The 21152-nt window shown below is 60.8% G+C and carries 21 protein-coding genes; 17 read left to right on the top strand and 4 right to left on the bottom strand.

From position 1 onward, the window contains the following. Window positions 1–61: 61 nt before the first annotated feature. Window positions 62–898 (bottom strand): HDOD domain-containing protein, encoded by an 837-nt coding sequence (locus D0544_RS08885; protein WP_125015590.1) that lies wholly within the window; start codon window positions 896–898, stop codon window positions 62–64. A gap of 75 nt (window positions 899–973) precedes the next feature. Then, window positions 974–1972, bottom strand: coding sequence for a CAF17-like 4Fe-4S cluster assembly/insertion protein YgfZ (gene ygfZ, locus D0544_RS08880; protein WP_125015589.1), 999 nt, complete (start codon window positions 1970–1972; stop codon window positions 974–976). Window positions 1973–2115: 143 nt separating this feature from the next. Between ygfZ and D0544_RS08875 the strand changes: the two genes are divergently transcribed. Continuing rightward, window positions 2116–2370, top strand: a complete 255-nt coding sequence (locus D0544_RS08875; protein ID WP_125015588.1) for an FAD assembly factor SdhE — start codon at window positions 2116–2118, stop codon at window positions 2368–2370. A 28-nt stretch (window positions 2371–2398) separates the two neighbouring features. Then, window positions 2399–2866 (top strand): protein YgfX, encoded by a 468-nt coding sequence (locus D0544_RS08870; protein ID WP_125015587.1) that lies wholly within the window; start codon window positions 2399–2401, stop codon window positions 2864–2866. Here D0544_RS08870 and nadB read toward each other — a convergent pair. Continuing rightward, window positions 2863–4485 carry an L-aspartate oxidase gene (nadB, locus tag D0544_RS08865; protein WP_125015586.1) on the bottom strand — a complete coding sequence of 541 codons (1623 nt, stop codon included), beginning with the start codon at window positions 4483–4485 and terminating at the stop codon, window positions 2863–2865. The genes D0544_RS08870 and nadB overlap by 4 nt on opposite strands. 270 nt (window positions 4486–4755) lie before the next feature. On the opposite strand from nadB, the gene rpoE reads away from it, so the two are divergent. From rpoE to acpS, 13 genes are all read left to right on the top strand, one after another. Next, window positions 4756–5334 (top strand): RNA polymerase sigma factor RpoE, encoded by a 579-nt coding sequence (gene rpoE / locus D0544_RS08860; RefSeq protein WP_481147841.1) that lies wholly within the window; start codon window positions 4756–4758, stop codon window positions 5332–5334. Between the two features lie 143 nt (window positions 5335–5477). Next, entirely contained in the window at window positions 5478–6119 is a 642-nt protein-coding gene (locus D0544_RS08855; protein WP_125015585.1) for a sigma-E factor negative regulatory protein, read from the top strand. Between the two features lie 13 nt (window positions 6120–6132). Further along, entirely contained in the window at window positions 6133–7131 is a 999-nt protein-coding gene (locus D0544_RS08850; protein WP_164880880.1) for a MucB/RseB C-terminal domain-containing protein, read from the top strand. A gap of 25 nt (window positions 7132–7156) precedes the next feature. Next, on the top strand, window positions 7157–7582 hold the full coding sequence (locus D0544_RS08845) for a SoxR reducing system RseC family protein (protein ID WP_164880879.1): 426 nt from the start codon (window positions 7157–7159) through the stop codon (window positions 7580–7582). 41 nt (window positions 7583–7623) lie between these two features. Next, window positions 7624–9024 (top strand): DegQ family serine endoprotease, encoded by a 1401-nt coding sequence (locus D0544_RS08840; protein ID WP_207905802.1) that lies wholly within the window; start codon window positions 7624–7626, stop codon window positions 9022–9024. Between the two features lie 254 nt (window positions 9025–9278). Then, complete coding sequence (gene lepA, locus D0544_RS08835; RefSeq protein WP_125015582.1) at window positions 9279–11078, top strand: translation elongation factor 4; 1800 nt, start codon at window positions 9279–9281, stop codon at window positions 11076–11078. A gap of 9 nt (window positions 11079–11087) precedes the next feature. Continuing rightward, window positions 11088–11906 carry a signal peptidase I gene (lepB, locus tag D0544_RS08830; RefSeq protein ID WP_243647309.1) on the top strand — a complete coding sequence of 273 codons (819 nt, stop codon included), beginning with the start codon at window positions 11088–11090 and terminating at the stop codon, window positions 11904–11906. Between the two features lie 18 nt (window positions 11907–11924). Next, window positions 11925–12299, top strand: a complete 375-nt coding sequence (locus tag D0544_RS08825) for a DUF4845 domain-containing protein (protein ID WP_164880878.1) — start codon at window positions 11925–11927, stop codon at window positions 12297–12299. Next, on the top strand, window positions 12296–12985 hold the full coding sequence (rnc, locus tag D0544_RS08820; RefSeq protein WP_125015579.1) for a ribonuclease III: 690 nt from the start codon (window positions 12296–12298) through the stop codon (window positions 12983–12985). The genes D0544_RS08825 and rnc overlap by 4 nt, the downstream gene beginning before the upstream one ends. Then, the gene (gene era / locus D0544_RS08815; protein ID WP_125015578.1) at window positions 12972–13874 is read left to right on the top strand and encodes a GTPase Era; all 903 of its coding nucleotides are present in this window, start codon (window positions 12972–12974) and stop codon (window positions 13872–13874) included. Before rnc ends, era begins: the two co-directional genes overlap by 14 nt. Before the next feature lie 11 nt (window positions 13875–13885). Beyond that, a complete protein-coding gene (recO, locus tag D0544_RS08810) occupies window positions 13886–14596 on the top strand; it encodes a DNA repair protein RecO (protein ID WP_125015577.1) in 711 nt (236 codons plus the stop codon). 60 nt (window positions 14597–14656) lie between these two features. Beyond that, a complete protein-coding gene (pdxJ, locus tag D0544_RS08805) occupies window positions 14657–15412 on the top strand; it encodes a pyridoxine 5'-phosphate synthase (RefSeq protein WP_125015576.1) in 756 nt (251 codons plus the stop codon). 11 nt (window positions 15413–15423) lie between these two features. Further along, window positions 15424–15807, top strand: a complete 384-nt coding sequence (gene acpS, locus D0544_RS08800; protein ID WP_125015575.1) for a holo-ACP synthase — start codon at window positions 15424–15426, stop codon at window positions 15805–15807. Here acpS and D0544_RS08795 read toward each other — a convergent pair. Next, a complete protein-coding gene (locus tag D0544_RS08795; RefSeq protein ID WP_125015574.1) occupies window positions 15768–18587 on the bottom strand; it encodes an ATP-binding protein in 2820 nt (939 codons plus the stop codon). The genes acpS and D0544_RS08795 overlap by 40 nt on opposite strands. A gap of 224 nt (window positions 18588–18811) precedes the next feature. Here D0544_RS08795 and cysM point away from each other — a divergent pair, with 224 nt between their 5' ends. Together cysM and rlmD are read left to right on the top strand one after the other, a co-directional pair. Beyond that, window positions 18812–19711: a cysteine synthase CysM gene (gene cysM, locus D0544_RS08790; RefSeq protein WP_125015926.1), complete on the top strand. Its 900-nt coding sequence runs from the start codon at window positions 18812–18814 to the stop codon at window positions 19709–19711. Between the two features lie 86 nt (window positions 19712–19797). After that, window positions 19798–21144, top strand: a complete 1347-nt coding sequence (gene rlmD, locus D0544_RS08785) for a 23S rRNA (uracil(1939)-C(5))-methyltransferase RlmD (RefSeq protein WP_164880877.1) — start codon at window positions 19798–19800, stop codon at window positions 21142–21144. Window positions 21145–21152 lie beyond the last annotated feature (8 nt).

Here is a 21152-nt window from a genome sequence, read left to right as displayed (position 1 = left end):
TGAGCCCCTCCCACAAAAAACGGCGCCTCGGCGCCGTTTTTTGTGGGAGGGAGAAGAGAAACTAGCCCAGCAGCGCCATGGCCGCCTCCATCTCGTCGCTCAGGTCCTCGCCTTCGCTCATCTCCATCTCGGGGTCGAGGCCCAGCTTTTCAAAGGCCTTGACCTGGCTCCAGTCGAGCCGCGCATAGGGGTGGTCGGTGCCGGCCACCGATTGCAGGATGGCCACCATAACGATATCGGCGTAATCCGGCTTGTCGCCGATATCGCGGTCGAAATGGATCGACTCGCTGGGAACATCGGCGATCTCGGCGGGGAAGTCCCAGGTGCGCAGGATCTTGCTGCCGAGGATCGGGTGGATCTCGTGGATCACCTGCCGCAGGGTGGCTTCGTCGGGAATCTCACCGCTGTCCTCAATGTGGGTCAGGATCGGCAGCACGCCGATGCGGTGCAGCAGGCCGGCCAGGGTCGCCTGGTCCGGTGCCAGGCGGGTGTACTGGCGGCAGAGAACGTGGGAGATACCGGCGATCTCTACGCTTTTTTGCCAGGTCTCGCGCATCAGCTGGTCAACCATGTCGTTGGTGGCCTGGAACATCTGCTCCATGGCCAAGCCGGTGGCAAGGTTGCAGGAGTAGGTGATACCCAGGCGGCTGACCGCATTTTGCAGGTTGTCGATTTCGCGGCTGCCGCGCATCAGGGGGGAGTTGACCACCTTGATAATACGGGCACTGATGGCGGCATCGTTGCCGATAACGTTGCAGATCTTGCGCACATCGACGTTGGGATCCTCCGCCGCTTCACGTACACGCAAGGCCACTTCGGGCAGGGTGGGGAGTCGGAGTTGGTCTTGCTCAATGGCGCGGGTCAACTGCTCGAGAATGCTGGCTGCGAGATCGCTCATATATCAATTCACTGTTGGCTGGTAGCTATTACTCAATGGAGACATAGGTAACGATGGGCGGGCCGTTATTGTTGTTCAGGTCCGTTGTTCCAGATGCTCCCTGTGGGTTATAGCATAAGGAAGTTCGGCCACGGTGAGAACCTTATTAGCACCGAAAGCCAGTTTTTTATTCTCAATTGCGTCGTTGCGAACCACCGCCAACAGCTCACCACCCCGCTCGCTGGGAGCAAAACTGACCAGCTCTCCGACAGCCGCTCCGGTCTCATCACTGATGCTGCAAGGCGTCTGCTCTGGCAATGCTTCACACTGCAGCCGATAGAGCCGGCTCTTGGATTTTCCCAGGTGCTGCATACGCGCCACGATCTCCTGCCCGGTGTAGCACCCCTTACGGAAGCTGATCGCCCCCAACGCCTGCAGGTTGAACTGGTGGGGGGTGTACTGCTCGAGACTGTCGCTATCGACCCAGGCAATACCCTGGCGGATATCCGCCAACGTCCAGCGCGACTGGGGATTCCTTGGCAGCGTGCCGGCCAGTGCAGCCCATTGCTGGCAGGCGCTCTCAAGGGGTAGCCACAGCTGGTAACGGGGGCTGTGCTCGTCGACGCAGACCAGCTGGCCGCCGAGCAGCTCTGTTCTCTGGTCGCGGGCGGGCAGCGCTATCCCCTGTTGCTCCAGCCATTGCCGGGCCTGGGGGCCGGCCAAGCCGATTCCGGCGAGCTGCTCCTGCTCGTTACGCAGCGTGCTGCGGAAGAACACCGCGTACTTGCCCAGGTCGGTAACGTTGGCGTCAATGATGGAGTGGTGCATGACCAGCCAGTAGCCCGTGCCGTTGGGGAGCAGGCGAAAATTACTCATCATTCTCCCCTTAGCGTTGCAGCGAGCGCCCAGGGTGCTGCTGTTGTCCGCAAAGGAGTTGAGGTCACAGGTGATCTGTCCCTGCAGGAACTGTTTGGGGTTGCCATCGCTAACGGAGAGGATGGACCAGTCCGAGAGGTCGCAGAACCAGCTGTCACCATCGGATAATGGCTGGGGGGCGGGTTGCTGTTGCAGAAACTGTTGCCATTGGGTGCTCATTGAGCGGGTACTCCGGATCTTTTCTAGGGGGCGTGGATGCGTCCTTGAGTTGCCGATGATAGAGCAAAAGCGCTAATGGCAACAGTGACAGAGAAGCGGCTATAATGGCCCGCTAATTTGCGTGGATAATCGGAGATCGATGGATGAAGTCGCAAGAGGAGCTCAACCGTCTGTTCTGGCACAGCCGCAGAGGGATGCTGGAGCTGGATGTGTTGCTGGTGCCCTTTCTGAAAGAGGCGTTTAACGACCTGTCGGAAGCGGATCAGGATCGATACGAAAAGCTGCTGACCTGCGAAGATCAGGATATGTTTGCCTGGTTTATGCGCAAAGAGGTGCCGGAAGACCCGGATCTGGCGCGTATCGTCGATATTATCGTTAACCGGGTGCAGCCCGACTAACGGCTGGCCCCCACCTGATGGTGCCGCCATGGACTCGGTCGTACCCTCTAACAATCGCTTTACCCAGCTGCGGATCGAGGCCAGCACGCAGATGCTTTGCTGGTCCGTTTCCCTCTTTTTTCTCCTGCTGGGGCTCTGGCTGAGTGCTCCCCTCGTCCCCCTGGTGAAGCTGCTGGGGGCGGCGCTGCTCTGTGGCCAACTGATCTTTTGGCTGGGACGTCATTATCTGCTGTGCCGGGTAGGCAGCGTTCGTGCCCTGGGACACGATGGGCAGCAGTGGTGGCTGGTGGCGGGGGATCTGCGGGAGACGGTTACCCCGACCGGGGAGGCCTGGGTATCACCGCGGCTCACCATGCTGAGTTTTCGCGGCCAGGAGAGCGGGCGCCGCTATCCTGTGCTGCTGTTCGCCGACAGTGCCGATCCCGAGCAGCTCAGGCGCCTGCGCCTGTTGCTGCGATGGGGAGGGCCTCAGGGGCGAAGTGACGGCGAGCCCTAGGGGTGTTCTCGCGGATGGTTACCGGGTACCAGGACGGTATCCACCGCCTCGGGGGCGGTTTGCGGGTAATCGAGGGTGTAATGGAGTCCGCGGCTTTCGCAGCGCTGCTGCGCCGAGCGGATGATCAGGTCCGCCACCACCGCCAGGTTACGCAGCTCAATGAGGTCGTTGCTGACCTTGTAGTTGCTGTAGAACTCGTTGATCTCCTGCTGCAGCATATCGACCCTGTGCTTGGCGCGTTGCAGGCGCTTATTGGTGCGCACGATACCCACGTAGTCCCACATGAAACGCCGCAGCTCCTCCCAGTTGTGGGCGATGATCACATCCTCGTCGGAGTCGGTCACCTGACTCTCGTCCCAGTCGGGGAGGGCCGGCAGGGCGGGCAGCGGGGTAGCCAGTTCCCGCTGGATATCCCGCGCCGCCGAGCGGGCATAGACAATGCACTCGAGCAGGGAGTTGCTGGCCAGGCGGTTGGCGCCGTGGAGCCCGGTGAAGCTGGTCTCACCCACCGCATACAGTCCCTCCAGGTCGGTGCGGCCGTGCTGGTCGACAATGACGCCGCCGCAGGTGTAGTGGGCCGCCGGCACCACCGGGATCGCTTCGCGGGTGATGTCGATGCCAAAACGCAGGCAGCACTCGTGGACCGTAGGGAAGTGTTCGAGGATAAAATCGGCCGGTTTGTGGCTGATGTCCAGGTACACGCAATCGGCCCCCAGGCGTTTCATCTCATGGTCGATGGCACGGGCGACAATGTCCCTGGGTGCCAGCTCCAGGCGGGGGTCAAAGCGCGCCATAAAGCGCTCGCCATCGGGCAGTCGCAGGATTCCCCCCTCACCCCGTACCGCTTCAGTAATCAGGAAGGATTTGGCCTGGGGGTGGTAGAGACAGGTGGGATGAAACTGGTTGAACTCCATATTGGCGACCCGGCAGCCCGCGCGCCAGGCCATGGCGATACCGTCGCCACTGGCACCATCCTGGTTGCTGGTGTAGAGGTAGACCTTACTGGCCCCGCCGGTGGCCAACACCACACTGCGAGCCTGGAACAACTCTACCTGGTCGGCCTCTGTGTCGAGCACGTAGGCCCCCAGGCAGCGGGGGGCACCGCCCCCCATGTGGCGATGCGTCACCAGATCGATGGCAACCCGGTTTTCGTAGAGCTCAATATTGTCGGCCTCCTGCGCCCGTTGGATCAGGGTGCTGGCCACGGCGTGGCCGGTGGCATCGGCGGCGTGGATCACCCGCCGGTGACTGTGGCCGCCCTCCTTGGTGAGGTGATAGCGTGACTCGGTGTCGGGGGTGTCGCCACTGCGGGTAAAGGGGACCCCCTGGTCGATAAGCCAACGGATATTGTCGGAGCTGTTGGAGACCGTAAAGCGCACGGCGTCGTCGTGGCAGAGCCCGGCCCCGGCGGTGAGGGTGTCGGCGGTGTGGTGCTCGACACTGTCGGTGCTGTCGAGCACCGCCGCTATACCCCCCTGGGCCTGGGAGGTTGAACCGGCCATCAGGTTGGCCTTGCTGAGAACCGCTACCCTGAAGTGACGGGGTAGCTCCAGCGCCAGACTCAGGCCGGCGGCTCCACTGCCTATGACCAGCACGTCGTGGAGATGTTTTGTTGTCATCAGGGGGCTCGCTTGAGGGTGTCCATGGTTTATCGGCAAGGCGAGGCAAGGGTATAGCCTGCCTGTGGTGAGGGCAACCCTCACAGGCCAATGGTTGACTTATGGCCGTTGCCCCCCCATATAACAGAAGTGCTTTATAGCGATGGTAGCGGATATCAAGCGGATGTTAAGGTTTTTTGAACTAACAATAGGGTGCGGAGTCTATCCGCTGATGTCGGCAAAGGTGCGGTCAGTTCAAGAGCATCGTCGGGTGGTCTGTGGGAGAGATAAGTGATCCAGCAGCAGGATGAAGATCAGCAACTGGTAGCCCGGGTTCAGCAGGGCGACAAGCGCGCATTTGATCTTCTGGTGATTAAGTACCAGCACAAGATTCTGGGGCTGGTGAGTCGCTACGTCTTCGACCACCAGGAGGTCCAGGATGTGACCCAGGAGGCGTTCATCAAAGCCTATCGGGCGTTGGGAAAGTTTCGTGGAGAGAGCGCCTTTTATACCTGGCTCTACCGGATCGCCATCAATACCGCAAAAAACTACCTGGTTTCCCGTGGTCGCCGGCCGCCCGATACCGATGTGGATGCCGAGGATGCCGAGTACGTGGAGGGGCGCAACCCCCTGCGGGAACTGGACAACCCCGAGAGCCGGCTGCTGACCGATGAGATAGAGGCGACCATCAACCGGGCGATCACTAATTTGCCCGAGGATCTCAAAACGGCCTTGACCCTGAGGGAGTTTGAGGGGTTAAGTTATGAAGAGATCGCGGATGTGATGCAGTGCCCGGTGGGGACGGTGCGCTCGAGAATCTTTCGGGCGCGGGAATCAGTGGACCGTGAGATCGAGCCGCTGCTGCGTTAAGGCCAGTTTTTAAAATCGTTAAAAACCATCGTCAGTATAAGGGAACTGGCGAGCCCCTTCGGGGTCAATGCTTAAGACAAACGCGCACCGGCGCTGGAATCAACCGGATGGGCGGATACTAACCACGAAGTTTGAGGTGTTTAATGAGTTCAGACCAGCGATTGCGTGAATCTCTGTCAGCGGTGTGGGATAGCGAAGCCAACGAGCTTGAATTGCACCGGGTGTTGGCGGAGGTCCACCAGGATTCTGAGCTGCGCGATCTTGCGCACCGTTATCGTCTGCTCGGGGCGGTATTGAAGCAGGAAAAACTGAGCCCGTCATCGATCGACCTGTCGGCTTCTATCCGTGATGCCATTGCTGAGGAGGCGCCCCACGGGGGCCGCGAGAGCAGTCGCCGCTATGGCCGGTGGGCCAGTCGTGCCGGGCGTGTGGCCATCGCGGCCAGTGTCACGGTGGCGGTACTCTTTGGTGTGCAGACCTACAACTACAGCCTTAATAGTGGCTCGGTGATGGAGTCCGGTCTTGCCCAGGCCCCTCAGGTCATTCAGCAGCCAGGGGTGATCCAGGCGATTGACCGCATGGGGGCCAGCACTCTGGAGGCCGGTTACGGCGAGTCGGCAGCGTCGCTGTCGGCGGAGCGGGTTGAACAGGCGCGTCAGTATGCCGAAGCGATCTCCCAGCAGCGCCTGAGGACCTATATGTTACAGCATGCTGAAAACAGTGCGTTGGGGCAGTATCAGGGTATGCTGCCCTTTGCCCGCCTGGTTAATGCAGAAAGTCGTTGATGCGAGCACAACGGTGATTAGACAACTACTGATGGTCGCCCTGGTTCTGGGGGGCGGGTGGATCTCCCCCTCTGTGCTGGCCGAGACCCATGAAAAGAGTGAAATCTGGCTGCGGGCGATGAACGAGGCCTACAGTACCCTCAGTTTTCGCGGCAACCTGGTGTTTCAAAATGCCCAGGGGCTCAATACCCTTTCGATCGTGCGCGACCTCAGTGGTAACCAGCACCGTGCGCGCATGGTCTATCTCGATGGCCGCTACCGTGAGGTGGTGCGTGATGGAGAGCTGGTCACCTTTCTCAACAGCGACCAGGTACTGCGCTTCGAGCACGGTGAAACGGTGGTCACCCCGGAACAGATGCTGCGGCGATTCAGCGCACTCGGGGACTCCTATCGCAGCGAATTCGTTGGCCGCGACCGGGTAGCCGGGCGTGCGGCCATTATGGTCAATGTGGTCCCCGGTGACCGACACCGATACGGCTATCAACTTTGGCTGGATGAACAGACCGGTTTGTTGTTGAAATCCCTGATGCTGGATGACAAGGGCGGGGTTCTGGAGCGGTTGCAGTTTGTCTCCCTGCAGGTGGGCAGTGATATTCGTCCCGAGGAACTTCGCCTCTCGGTGGATGTGCAGCAGCTGCCCGAGCAGCTGGTCACGACCCATCGCATCGAATCCCGGCTCGATCTCGACGAGACGGATCGCCCCCTGAACTGGCAGGTGGGTTGGGTGCCGGCCGGCTTCTCCCTGACCCAGCGCGACGAACGGCGCAGCCCGGTGGGCAAGCATCCCGTTGACTCCCTGATGTACTCCGATGGCCTGGCCAGCTTCTCCTTGTTTGTCGAGCTCGATGATGAAAATCTGCTCAGTGAAGCCACCGATAGTAACGGCGCCACAACCGCCATCTCCCGGGTTTTTCGCGACCACGAGGATTACTATATGGTGACGGTGGTGGGTGAAATTCCGTTGGGTACAGCGGAGCGCATCGCCGTTTCGATTGCGCCAACTCAGAGGTAGCGAGGCGATGGTTGAGGAGCGGGGTGTGGCGGTTGCCGTGGAGCCGGGAGCGATCTGGGTGGAGACCCGTCGCCAGTCGAGCTGCGGGCAGTGCAGTGCTCGCGCGGTCTGCGGCCAGGAGCTGCTGAACAAGCTGGGGCGCACTGAAAACTGCAACCTGGTGCGGGCCCTTAACAGCTACCCGGTTCAGGTGGGAGACTCGGTGACCATCGCCGTTCCCGAGCAGGTGATCGTCAAGGGCGCCATGTTGGTTTACCTGATGCCGCTGCTACTGATGATGGCGGCGCTGGTGATCTGTGAGTGGATGCAGCTGAGCGAGGTGGGCGTCATTGTGGGTGCCTTTACCGGGCTGCTGGTAGGCTTTGCCGGGGTTGCATTACGCAGCCGGGCGTTGCAACAACGGGGCGAAGCCCAGCCCCGGGTCGTGGGGTTGCTGCCCAGGGAATCCTGAGTCCAGGCAATCAACAGTCAGCTAGATAATTGGGAGAAATAATGAATCGATCTCATTCATCGATGTGGTCTATCACCGCCGCCATCTGTGCGTTGCTATGGTTTTCCAACGGCTGGGCGGCCCAGTTGCCGGAGTTTACCCAGCTGGTCAAGGAGGCCTCTCCGGCCGTGGTGAACATCAGTACGGTGAGGGGAGCCAAGGAGGGGGAACCGATTCTGGGGCCCAACGGCCAACCCCTGCCGGATATCTTCCAGGAGTTTTTCGGGCGTCCCCACCCCCGTTCGGAAGAGGGGCGGCCCCGCCCCCAGTCGCTGGGGTCCGGATTTATCATCTCCAGCGACGGTTATATTCTCACCAATAACCACGTGGTGGATGGTGCTGACCAGGTGATTGTGCGCCTGAACGACCGGCGGGAGCTGGAAGCAGTCGTGATCGGCGTTGATGAGCGATCGGACCTGGCCCTGTTGAAGATCGAGGCGGACAATCTGCCGGCGGTGAAGATTGGCCACTCCGCCAACCTCGAGCCGGGGCAGTGGGTGGTCGCGATCGGTTCTCCCTTTGGCTTCGACTACTCGGTGACTGCCGGTATCATCAGCGCCCTTGGGCGTAGCCTGCCGAGCGAAAACTACGTTCCCTTTATCCAGACCGATGTGGCCATCAACCCGGGCAATTCCGGGGGGCCGCTGTTCAATCTGGAGGGTGAGGTGATCGGGATTAATTCGCAGATCTTCACCCGCTCAGGCGGCTTCATGGGGCTCTCCTTTGCGATCCCCATGGATGTGGCGATGCGGGTGTCGGACCAGTTGAAAAAGCAGGGTTATGTCTCTCGCGGCTGGCTCGGGGTGGTCATTCAGGATGTGAACAAGGACCTGGCGGAATCCTTTGGGCTGGATAAGGCCGCCGGCGCGCTGGTGGCCCAGGTGATGCCCGATGGCCCCGGTGACCGCTCCGGTTTGCGCGATGGCGATGTGATTCTGCGTTTTGGCGACAAGGAGATCAACCTCTCAGCTGACCTTCCCCACGCAGTGGGGGCGACCCCGCCGGGAGATACCGTTAAGGTGAAGCTGGTGCGGGCCGGTAAGCAGATCAGCGTCGATGTGACGGTGGGTGAGCTGCCGACCGAACAGCGCCAGGCCAGCGCTCCCGGCCAGCCTGCCAAAAAGGCTAACCGCCTGGGGGTAAAGGTTACCTCCCTGAGCGAGGAGCAGCGCAGCGACCTGGAGATCAGCAACGGGGTGGTGGTCAGTGAGGTGCTTGGTGGTCCGGCCAAGGAGATCGGCCTGCGCCCCGGCGATGTGATCACCGATGTCAACAACCAGTCCGTTGAGACCCCCAAGCAGTTCTCCAGCCTGGTGGCAGAACTGCCCGCGGACCGCTCCATCTCCATGCGCCTGATCCGTCGCGGCCGCCCGGGTTACATTACCTTCAAACTGCAGGATTAAGCGTTTACCCACGGCGGTCGCAGCCCTTGCGACCGCCTCGCTTATCGGCGCCGCATCCATAGCGGACAGGGGGTAAATGGGGTACACTTGCGCCCTGTTTTTCAGGGGACCTACGGCGGGTCTCCGGCGCTTGCCCCCAACGGGCTCCAGTGCTTGCCCTAAATGCGGTTCCGGATGCGGCTAACCCCTGCACCAATGCCCTCACTGGCCTAGCCGAAACACGTACTTCGACTCCTGTTATCTAGTGAACCATCGTGACCGACCTTTCCCATATCCGTAATTTCTCCATCATTGCCCATATCGACCACGGCAAGTCCACCATCGCTGACCGTTTTATCCAGCTCTGCGGTGGCCTATCCAGCCGGGAGATGGCTGCCCAGGTGCTCGACTCGATGGATATTGAGCGTGAGCGGGGCATCACCATCAAGGCCCAGAGCGTGACCCTCGACTACAGGGCTCGTGACGGTAAAACCTACCAGCTCAATTTCATCGACACCCCCGGGCACGTGGACTTCTCCTACGAGGTTTCTCGCTCCCTGGCCGCCTGTGAAGGCGCGCTGCTGGTGGTGGATGCCGGGCAGGGGGTAGAGGCCCAGTCGGTGGCCAACTGCTATACGGCGATCGAGCAGGGACTGGAGGTGGTTCCGGTTCTCAATAAGATGGACCTTCCCCAGGCAGAGCCCGAGCGGGTGGCCCAGGAGATTGAGGAGATCATCGGCCTGGACGCCACCGATGCGGTGCGTTGCAGCGCCAAGAGCGGTATGGGGGTAGAGGATGTGCTGGAGCGGCTGGTGGCCGAAATTCCTCCCCCTGCCGGGGATGTGGAGGCCCCCCTGCAGGCGCTGATCATCGACTCCTGGTTTGATAACTACCTGGGTATCGTCTCTCTGGTTCGCGTCAAGCAGGGCACCCTGCGCAAAGGGGACAAGATGCTGGTGAAATCCACCGGTAACGCCCATGTGGTGGACGGCGTGGGTATTTTTACCCCCAAGCGCAAGGAGACCGGTATTCTGCGTGCGGGCGAGGTGGGCTACGTGGTCGCCGGTATCAAGGATATCAAGGGGGCTCCGGTGGGTGACACCCTGACCCACCAGAAGACCGCCGATGTGGCCATGCTGCCGGGCTTCCAGAAGGTCAAGCCCCAGGTTTACGCCGGCCTGTTCCCGGTCAGCTCCGACGACTATGAGTCGTTCCGTGAGGCGCTGGGCAAGTTGACCCTCAACGATGCTTCGCTTTTCTACGAGCCCGAAAGCTCCGATGCCCTGGGCTTTGGCTTCCGCTGCGGCTTCCTCGGCATGTTGCACATGGAGATCATCCAGGAGCGCCTGGAACGGGAGTACGATCTCGACCTGATCACCACGGCTCCAACGGTTATGTACGAGGTTGCGATGCGCGATGGTTCGATCGTGCTGGTGGATAACCCCTCCAAGCTGCCTGACCTGGGCTCCATCGACGAGATGCGTGAGCCGATCGTGACCGCCAACATCCTGGTGCCCAAGGAGCACCTGGGTAATGTGATCTCCCTCTGTATCGAAAAGCGCGGTATCCAGAAGGATATGCAGTTTACCGGTGGACAGGTGTCACTGACCTATGAGCTGCCGATGAACGAGGTGGTACTGGACTTCTTCGATCGCCTGAAGTCGGTCAGCCGCGGTTTTGCCTCGCTGGATTACAGTTTCGACCGTTTCCAGGCGGCGCGCCTGGTACGCCTCGACGTGCTGATCAACGGCGAAAAGGTCGATGCGCTGGCGCTGATCGTCCACAAGGACAACGCCCAGTCAAAGGGGCGGGTGCTGACCGAAAAGATGAAGGAGCTGATCCCGCGGCAGATGTTCGATGTGGCCATTCAGGCGGCGATCGGTGGCCAGATTGTGGCGCGGCAAACCGTCAAGGCGCTGCGCAAGAACGTAACGGCCAAGTGCTACGGCGGTGATGTGAGCCGTAAGCGCAAGCTGCTCGAGAAGCAGAAAGCGGGTAAGAAACGAATGAAGCAGGTGGGTCGTGTGGAGATTCCACAGGAGGCTTTCCTCGCAGTACTCAAGGTGGACGGTTAACTTATGGATATCAATTTTCCGTTGGTGTTGGTGGCGCTGGTCGCGGTCACCGGGTTGGTGACCCTGCTTGATCGCGTCAAACTGGCGCCGGCGCGTCGGGCCAGGGCTATGTCGCAATGCCAACAGAATGGCCAGGCGGCGCTGGTCAACGAAACCGTCCTGGAGGAGATGAGCAGGGAACCCAGCTGGGTGGAGACCTGCCGTTCTGTTTTTCCTGTGCTGTTGGCGGTACTGGTGCTGCGCTCCTTTCTGTACGAACCTTTCCAGATTCCGTCCGGCTCCATGAAACCGACGCTGGAGATCGGGGATTTTATTCTGGTCAACAAGTTCAACTATGGCATTCGCCTGCCGGTACTGGACACCAAGATTATTGATATCGGCGAGCCCGAGCGCGGGGATGTGATGGTGTTTCGTGAGCCCCGCGATCCCAGTGTGAACTTTATCAAGCGGGTGATTGGCCTGCCCGGTGACCGCATCCGCTACCAGGGCAAAACCGTATTGGTCAACGGTGAGCCACTGAGCAAACGATTTGTGGCACGCTTCTCCCAAAGCGGGATCCCCTTCAGCATCATGGAGGAGACCCATGGTGAGCACCAGTATACAACCCGTGAGGATATCACCCCGCCGGACCCTCGTACCCAGAAGGAGTGGGTGGTTCCCGCAGGGCACTACTTCATGATGGGAGACAACCGGGATCACAGCAACGACAGTCGTTACTGGGGTTTTGTGCCTGAAGAGAATATAGTGGGTCAAGCAGTGGCTATCTGGATGCACTGGCCCCAGTGGGGCGAGCTGCCCAGCTTCAAGAACAACGGATCCATAAGATAATAAGAGGCCGGAGGGATGATGAAACTTGCCAATAGACAGCGGGGAATGACGACCGCCGGATGGATGATGACACTTGCCCTGGGAGGCATGATCCTGCTGCTGGTGTTTAAGATGGTGCCCTACTATATGGACGATCGGGCGATCGCACAGCTGCTGGAGAACATGAAGGAGCGTCAGGGTATCGAAGACGCCGATATCCTTCAAGTCAGAGGCTATCTCAGCAAGGGCTTCCAGACCAACATGATCCGTGACTTCGATAGAGAAGACATCGAAGTGTACGAGGCCGATGGCTTCATGAAGATCGATATTGAATACGAAAAGCGGGTTCATATTGCCGGCAATGTCGATGTGGTGATGAGCTTTAAACACAACTGGCAAGTAGCGAATCAGTGAAAACCCGAATCGATAAACTATCGCGTAAGCTGGGCTACAGCTTCGCCGACCAGCAGCTGGCCCTGCTGGCCCTGACCCATCGCAGCTACGCCTCACGCAACAACGAACGCCTTGAGTTCCTGGGAGACTCGATCGTTAACTTCACCATTGCCGAAGCGCTGTTCAACAAGTTTCCCCAGGCCAAGGAGGGGCAGCTGAGCCGTTTACGCGCGCGCCTGGTCAAGGGGCAGACCCTGGCCGAGTTGGCACGGGAGTTTGAGCTGGGTGACTACCTGCGCCTCGGCTCCGGTGAGCTGAAAAGCGGTGGCTACCGGCGCGAGTCGATCCTGGCGGATACCGTGGAGGCGCTGATCGGGGCGATCTACCTGGATCGCGGCATGGAGTGCTGCCGCGAGCGCATTCTGGCCTGGTACAGTAGCCGGCTCGACGCCCTCACGCTGGAGGATACGCAAAAGGATCCCAAGACCCGCCTGCAGGAGCTGTTGCAGGCCCGGCAGGCGGCGTTGCCTCTTTACGAGGTGCTGGGGGTAGAGGGTGAGGCCCACGCCCAGACGTTCCGCGTGCATTGTGTGGTCGAGCTGCTTGACAGTCCCTGTATCGGGGTAGGTAACAGTCGCCGGGGGGCCGAGCAGCAGGCCGCCCGCCAGGTATTAAAAGCGTTGGGAGCCGACCATGACGGACACTAAGGAGCCACGCTGCGGTTTTATCGCACTGGTGGGGCGCCCTAACGTGGGCAAGTCGACCCTCCTCAACCGCATTCTCGGGCAGAAGCTCAGTATCACCTCGCGTCGTCCGCAGACCACCCGCCACCAGATCCAAGGCATCAAAACCGAACAGGGGGTGCAGGCGATCTACGTGGACACCCCCGGCTTGCACCGGGGGGAGCAGAAGGCGATCAACCGTTACATGAACCGGGCCGCCAGCACTGCCATCAAGGATGTTGACCTGGTGGTGTTCCTGGTCGACCGTATGCGCTGGACCGATGAGGACCAAATGGTGCTGGAGCGAATTCGCCACAGCCGCTGCCCGGTGATCCTGGCGGTCAACAAGGTGGACCGCATTGAAAACAAGCAGGAGCTGATGCCTCACCTGCAGGCGCTCTCCGAACAACATGGTTTTGCCGAGATCATCCCTATCTCCGCCAAGTCGGGACGCAACGTCGAGCAGTTGGAGGCCGCCGTTGCCCGGCTGCTTCCCCTCGGCGAGCACTTCTACGACGAGGATCAGCTGACCGACCGCAGTTCCCGTTTCCTGGCCGCCGAGCTGGTGCGGGAAAAGATCATGCGCCAGTTAGGGGATGAGCTGCCCTACCAGATGACGGTGGAGATCGAGGAGTTCAAGGCGCAGGAGGGGGTACTTCACATCAGTGCCCTGATCCTCGTGGAGAAAGCGGGGCAGAAGGCGATCGTTATCGGTGACAAGGGCTCGCGCCTGAAGCTGATCGGGCGCGAGGCCCGGCTCGACATGGAGCAGCTGTTCGACGCCAAGGTGATGCTCAACCTCTGGGTCAAGGTGAAGGGTGGCTGGTCGGACGACGAGCGAGCGTTGCGCAGTCTGGGTTATAACGACCTCTAGCGGAGCTGGCCATGGCTTCTTCCCATCAGGTCAGCCTCTGCAGTGCCTTCCTGATCCACGCTCGCCCCTACCGGGAAACCAGCCTCATCGCCGACCTGTTCACCGAGGAGCAGGGACGGGTCAGTGTGCTGTTCAAGGGGGTACGCGGGGGACGGGCGCGCCATAAAGGGCTGTTGCAACCCTTCGGACGCCTGCTGGTAAGCTGGCAGGGGCAGCGGGAGCTGAAGACCGCTACCGATGTCGAGGCCGCTGCCACCCCCATCCGCTTGCAGGGCCACTACCTGTTCTGCGCCCTCTACGTGAACGAGCTGCTGCAGCGCCTGCTGCAGCCCCAGGACCCCCATCCGGAACTCTTTACCCTCTATACCCGGCTGCTGCAGAGCCTGGACGAAGCCGCCGACCTCGAACCCACCCTGCGGGCCTTTGAGCTGCAACTGCTGGAGCTGATGGGCTACGGGTTGCCGCTGGAGGCGGAAGCGATCAGCGGGGCAGCGCTGGTGGCGGAGGGGTACTATCAATACGACCCCGAAGCGGGGTTTTTCTCGGTGCTACCGGGCAGCGGGGAGCGCAGCCAGGTTTACCGCGGGGAGATGCTGCTGGCCCTGGCGCGGGGGGAGCTGCATTCGCCCGAGCAGCGCCTGGCGGCCAAGCGCTTGATGCGCCATGCGCTGGCTCACCTGCTGGGGGGGCGGCCATTGCGTAGCCGGGAGTTGTTTGTTTAATTAGATGCTGCCGGGCCGTTCCATTCGTTGGGCCAGCCCGCTTTTATGAAGGAGATACCTATGCTGTCCAAAAATCGCCTGTTACTGGGGGTCAATATTGACCATGTCGCTACCCTGCGCCAGGCGCGCGGTACGCGCTATCCCGATCCGGTGCAGGCAGCGATCGAAGCTGAGCAGGCCGGCGCCGACGGCATTACGGTTCACCTGCGGGAGGATCGCCGCCATATCCAGGACCGCGACCTGGAGGTGCTGCGAGAGGTACTTCAGACCCGCATGAACCTTGAGATGGCGGTGACCGACGAGATGCTGGCGATTGCCCGTCGCATCGCCCCGGCCCATGTCTGCCTGGTGCCCGAAAAGCGGGAAGAGCTGACCACCGAAGGGGGGCTCGATGTGCTGGCGCAGGAGTCGCGCATCAAGGCGGCCTGCGACAATCTGGGAGAGCAGGGTATCCAGGTGTCGCTCTTTATCGACGCCGACCCCGAGCAGATTGCCGCCGCGGTGCGTTGTGGTGCCCCTGCCATTGAGATTCACACCGGTGCCTATGCCGATGCGGCTCCCCAGACCATGGAGGCAGAGCTGCGGCGGGTGGTTGAGGGCACTCGTTTCGCTCTCGAACAGGGGCTGATCGTGAATGCCGGCCACGGCCTCAACTACGACAATGTGGAGCCGATCGCCGCCATTCCCGGCCTCAACGAGCTCAATATAGGCCACGGTATTATTGCCCGGGCGCTGTTTACCGGGCTGGCCCCGGCCATTGTCGAAATGAAACGCGTGATGCTCGAAGCGCAACGCTTTAGTGCGCTGCGCGCCTGAGGATTATTGTGATGGTGGTGGGTATTGGTACCGATATCGTTCGCATCGACCGCATCCAGCGCTCGCTGGACAAGTTGGGAGATCGATTCGCCGAGCGGGTACTGACCCCCGACGAACTGGAGCAGTTCCAGCGGGCCAGCAAACCGGCAACCTTCCTGGCCAAACGTTTTGCGGTCAAGGAGGCCGCCTCCAAGGCGCTGGGCACCGGCATCGGCAATGGCGTCTCCTTCCAGCATATCTTTGTCGAGCACGACCCGTTGGGGGCGCCCCTGTTGCGGTTGCGTGAGCGTGCCCTGGCGATCGCCAGCGAGCGCGGCGCCAGCGACTTTTTAGTGACCCTGTCCGACGAGAAGGACTACGTGGTGGCCTTTGTGGTGCTCTCGGCGCGCGCGTGATGCCACTGGATGAGGGCATCGATCTGGGTCAGCAACTCTTTCCATAACTGCTGCAGGGAGCTGTTCTCCTCCCCCCTCCGGCTGAGCTTCAGGGCTGACTCCATCTCGTGACAGGCCTGTCGCAGCAGGGGGACGCCACAGTAGCGGGTGGCGCCGTGCAGTTTGTGAACGGTCTCCAGCAGCTGTGGCAGCTGCTTGTCGTTGTACTGCTGCTCGATCTGTTGACGATCCTGGGGCAGGTTATCGAGCAACATGGCGAGCATCTCCTCCGCCAGGTCCTCTTTGCCACCGGCCAGTCGAACACCCTCCTGCAGGTCGATCAGGCGGGAAGGGGGGTGCTCCGGATGTGAGTCGCGGGTCGACATCTCCAGGCTGGGCAGGCTCAGTTTGATGCCGGTCCATTTGCGAATCATCTGCTGCAGTTGTGGCTCACTGATGGGCTTGCTCATGTAATCATCCATGCCCGCCAGCAACAGGGCCTTTTTCTCGGCGGCCAGGGCATGGGCGGTCAGCGCCACGATGGGCGTACGGTGTTCGGCCAGCTCAATGTCTCGAATGCGGCGGGTGGTGTCCATGCCGTCCATATCCGGCATCTGCACATCCATAAAGATCAGGTCGAAGCGATATTGCCTGACTTTGACGATTGCCTGCTGCCCGCTGTCCACTGCCGTCACCTGTACCCCCATCCCCTCCAACAGCACGGTTACCAGCTTGAGGTTGGCGGCGTTGTCGTCCACCGCCAGTATGTGGGGGGCGCGGGTGGCCACCTCAACAGGGGTATCGTGGGGAAGCGACAGCTCGTTAGCTTCGGGCACTGAACCCAGTACCCAGGCCACGGCCTTGTGAAGACGTGCCCGGACCATGGGCTTGACGATGGTGAGGGCGCGGGAGGTGGTGGTGAGCAGGCGGTTAACCTCGTACTCCTTGTTGGTGTCCACCAGGATCAGGAAAGCGGTATGGGCGGCCCAGGGCAGGGCCAATAGCTGTCGCAGCTTACTGGTAGGCAAGAGTTGCTCGTTGTGACTCAGTATCACCAGGTCATAGGGAGGCATACTTCCGTCACTGAGCTGTGCTTCCAGCTCCTGCGCCGTGTCAACGGATGTCAACTGCAGTTGCATGGCGCGGATCAGGTGGCCACTGGCCTGGCGAACCAACTCCTGAGTCTCCAGCAGCAGGGCACTGCGCTGGGGGTAGTGACGCTCGGGGGTCTTGTCAATACGCTCACTGGACAGGGGAACGTTGATGGTAAACCAGAAGGTGGAGCCCTCACCCTCTTCGCTCTCGAGACCAATATCCCCGCCCATCTGTTGAGCCAGGCGTTTGGAAATCACCAGCCCCAACCCGGTGCCGCCAATACGGCGGGTGGTGGAGGTGTCGGCCTGGGTAAAGGCCTTGAAGAGCTCTTTCTGCTGCTGGCGTGAGAGGCCAATGCCGGTGTCGGTGACACTGATCTTGATGACGGCGTTCTTGGCGCGCTGCTCCTCCAGCATGGCGCGCACAGTGATTGAGCCCTGGTGGGTGAACTTGATGGCATTGCTGACCAGATTGGTGAGTATCTGCTTGATCCGCAGGGGATCGCCAATCAGCTGGGTGGGGGTGTCGGAGTACAGCAGGGGAATCAGCTCCAGCTGCTTCTCGTGGGCCGCAGGGGCAAGGATATTGAGCACCTCGTCGATGGTGTCACCGAGGTTCATCGGGATGCTCTCCAGCTCCAGCTTGCCCGCCTCGATCTTGGAGAAGTCGAGGACATCATTGATGATGGCCAGCAGCCCCTCGGAGGAGCTGTGGATGGTCTGCAGGTACTCACGCTGGCGCTCATTGAGGTTTGATCGCAGCAGCAGGTTGGTAAAGCCGATGATACCGTTGAGCGGAGTGCGGATCTCGTGGCTCATGTTGGCGAGAAATTCCGACTTGATGCGACTCGCCTCGAGGGCCTCTTTACGCGCCATGTCGAGCTCGATGTTCTGGATCTCGATGGTTTCCAGCGTCTCCTGCAGGTCGCGGGTCGACTGCTCGATGTTCTGCTGCATCTCATGATGGGCCTGCTGCAGGGAGGAGACCATGGAGTTGATACCCGACTCCAGGGTGCGCAGTTCACCGCCGGTTTCGGTGTTGATGCGGGTATCCAGATTGCCGTTGCGGATATGGCTGACGGCGTTGGAGATCTTTTGCAGCGGTCGGGTGATGTGGCTACCGATACGCAGTGCAAGAAAGATATTCAGTAATACACCAACGATGATCAGTACGCCGCTGCCGAGCAGGGTCTGGTACTGCTTGATCTCCGTATTGGCGGTGGAAAACTCGATCTCGTGCCATCCCAGTGGGGCGAGTAACTCATTGGCGCTGTGCAAGTGGTTTTCGGCGGGCGGATAGATGGGGGTGATGATGCGTAACGACCGGTCACCCTGGAGAATTTGTTGCTGGCTGCCGAAGGGGCTGGCCGGGTGATGAACCGGCAGCATGCCGGGACCGGAGTGGATAATACGGGTGCCGGCGGCGTTGTAGAGGCTGATGGCACGCACATCGCTTTTTTCCAGGGCGGCATTGGCAACCTCCTGCAACAGCGGGGAGTCGTCGGCGGGGTAACCGAAGCTGGCGGTGGCAGTAAACTGTTCGGCAATCGTCAGGCTGCGTTCAAACAGCAGGTTGTCGAGATCCTTGAGGCGGGTCAGGGTAAAGAAGACCCCCAACATCAGTGTGATTGAGAGGGTGGGCAGTAGCGCCATGGCCAACACGCGCTGTTTGATACCACTGTTTTTTCCGGCCAGGAACATCGACATTTTACCCTTGGTTACGGGAAGTATCCGTTGAAGTCAGGATTCTATTTAGAGAATAAAATAGGTCCAATTGATTTCTTATAAATATATAGGTTTTGGGTATTTATAATGGATTCAGGAATCACAGTATCATGTCCTTGTTTTTGAGCGAAACCGTCAACTATTGCCCCTCACCGGTTGCGCAAGCCACCTTTCATAAACCCTCTGACAGGCAGGAGAACGCTGGCATGGAATACCCCACCATCGAACAGTTAATCGGTGAGACACCGCTGGTTCGTTTGCAGCGCCTGCCCGGGCAGACCAGCAATCGGGTGCTGGTTAAACTGGAGGGTAACAACCCCGCAGGATCGGTCAAGGACCGGCCGGCGTTGAGCATGATCCAGCAGGCCGAAGAGCGGGGGGATATTTGCCCCGGCGACACCCTGATCGAGGCTACCAGCGGCAACACCGGCATCGCCCTGGCAATGGCTGCCGCCATCAAGGGCTATCGCATGGTGTTGATCATGCCCGATAACATGAGCGCAGAGCGGCGTGCGGCGATGACCGCCTATGGCGCCGAGCTGGTGCTGGTGACCCGTGAGGAGGGGATGGAGGGAGCTCGTGACCGGGCGCTGGCGATGCAGCAACGGGGTGAAGGGCGGGTACTCGACCAGTTTGGCAACTTCGATAACCCCGGCGCTCACTACCGCGGGACCGGTCCCGAGATCTGGCGCCAGACCGGCGGCGAGATCACTCACTTTGTCAGCTCCATGGGGACCACCGGTACCATCATGGGGGTGTCGCGCTACCTCAAGGAACAGAACCCGAGCGTGCAGATCGTTGGCCTGCAGCCAAGGGAGGGGGCTTCCATCCCCGGTATCCGACGTTGGCCCGAGGCTTACCTGCCCTCAATCTTCGAGCCCGAGCGGGTCGACCGGGTGATCGATATGGGGCAGGAGGAGGCGGAGCGCACCATGCGCGCCCTCGCCCGCCAGGAGGGGATCTTTTGTGGCGTCTCATCGGGCGGATCGGTGGCCGGTGCCCTGCGCCTCTCCCGGGAGCTGGAGAACGCGACCATCGTGGCGATCATCTGTGACCGCGGCGATCGCTATCTCTCCACCGGAGTATTTTCCGGCAGTGCCCTGTGAAGCGCTGATAAACCGATCGATATCACGTAAAATTAGCGGCTTTTAAGCTCGCACCCCGTTGGGGGGCGCCCATTGATGGGGTTAATGTGAAGTTCTACCAGCAGCCGGGACGCTCCCGGCAACAGCCACAGAAGCCGGTGCGGGTGCACGTGGAGGGGATGACCCACGACCTGCGCGGAATTGCGCGCCATGAGGGGAAACCCCTCTTTATCGACAATGCTCTGCCCGGCGAGCAGGTATCGGTGCGGATCGAACGTCGCCACGGGCGCTATCTCGAAGGGCGGGCCCTGCACATTGAGGAGGCCTCCCGGGAGCGTGTTTCTCCTCGCTGCCAACACTTCGGCCGCTGCGGAGGCTGTTCCCTGCAGTATCTCGACAGCCAGGCCCAGCTGACCCACAAGGAACAGGCGGTACTGGGTCAACTGGAGCGCTTTGCCGCTGTTCAGCCCGACCAGCTGGCCCCCCCACTTGGTTCCCAGCCCTTTGGTTACCGCTCGCGGGCCCGCCTGGCGGTCTACTATCACCGCAAACAGAAGCAGCTATTGGTTGGCTTTCGCGAAGCGCGCAGTCGGCAGGTGATCTCCCTGGCGCAGTGCCCGGTGTTGGCCCCTGAACTGGAGTGCCTGCTGCAACCCCTGCAGCAACTGATTGGCTCCCTGAAGGCCTTCGACCAGGTCTCGCACCTTGAGCTGTTACTGGGCGAACGGGGGCCGGCGGTGCTGTTTCGTCACCTGCAGCCGCTGTGCGAGGAGGATCAGCAGCGCTTGCAGGCGTTCGCAGAGCAGCACCTGCAGCAGCTCTATCTGCAGGGCGACAGCCATTCGGTGCACTGTTTCTGGAGCCGGGAGGGGAACCCCCGGCTGAGTTACCCCTTGTCGGCCTTTTCGCTTTCCCTCGCTTACCAGCCACTGGACTTTACCCAGGTGAACCGTCCCCTCAATGAGGCGATGGTAACCCGGGCCATGGAGTGGCTTGACCCCGGGCCCGGCGAGCGGGTGCTGGACCTGTTCTGCGGGTTGGGCAACTTTTCCCTGCCGGCGGCGCGGCTGGGGGCCGAGGTGGTGGGTGTGGAGGGAAGTGCTACCATGGTGCAGCGGGCGCAGCTCAATGCACAGTCAGCGGGCATCGAGACGGCCCGCTTCCACGTTCTGGACCTGACCGAAGAGGGGGTGTTGCGGTCACTCTGCCCCAATGGGGTCGATAAGGTGGTGCTGGACCCCCCGCGGGCTGGGGCCGCCGAGACAATAAGCGATATTTGCCAGCTGGGCCCCGCCAGCATACTCTATATTTCCTGCGATCCTGCCACCCTGGCGAGGGATGCCGGCTTGCTCAGGGACAGGGCATACCGCCTGCAGCGTCTGTGTGTCATGGACATGTTTCCCCAGACCGGTCACATAGAGTCAATGGCACTTTTCGTGCAGTCCGGAAACTAACAGTGTGG

Source organism: Aestuariirhabdus litorea (genome assembly GCF_003864255.1).
Lineage (GTDB): Bacteria > Pseudomonadota > Gammaproteobacteria > Pseudomonadales > Aestuariirhabdaceae > Aestuariirhabdus > Aestuariirhabdus litorea.
The sequence above is the reverse complement of the archived record's forward strand: the minus strand, read 5'-3'. Positions and strand labels throughout refer to the sequence as shown.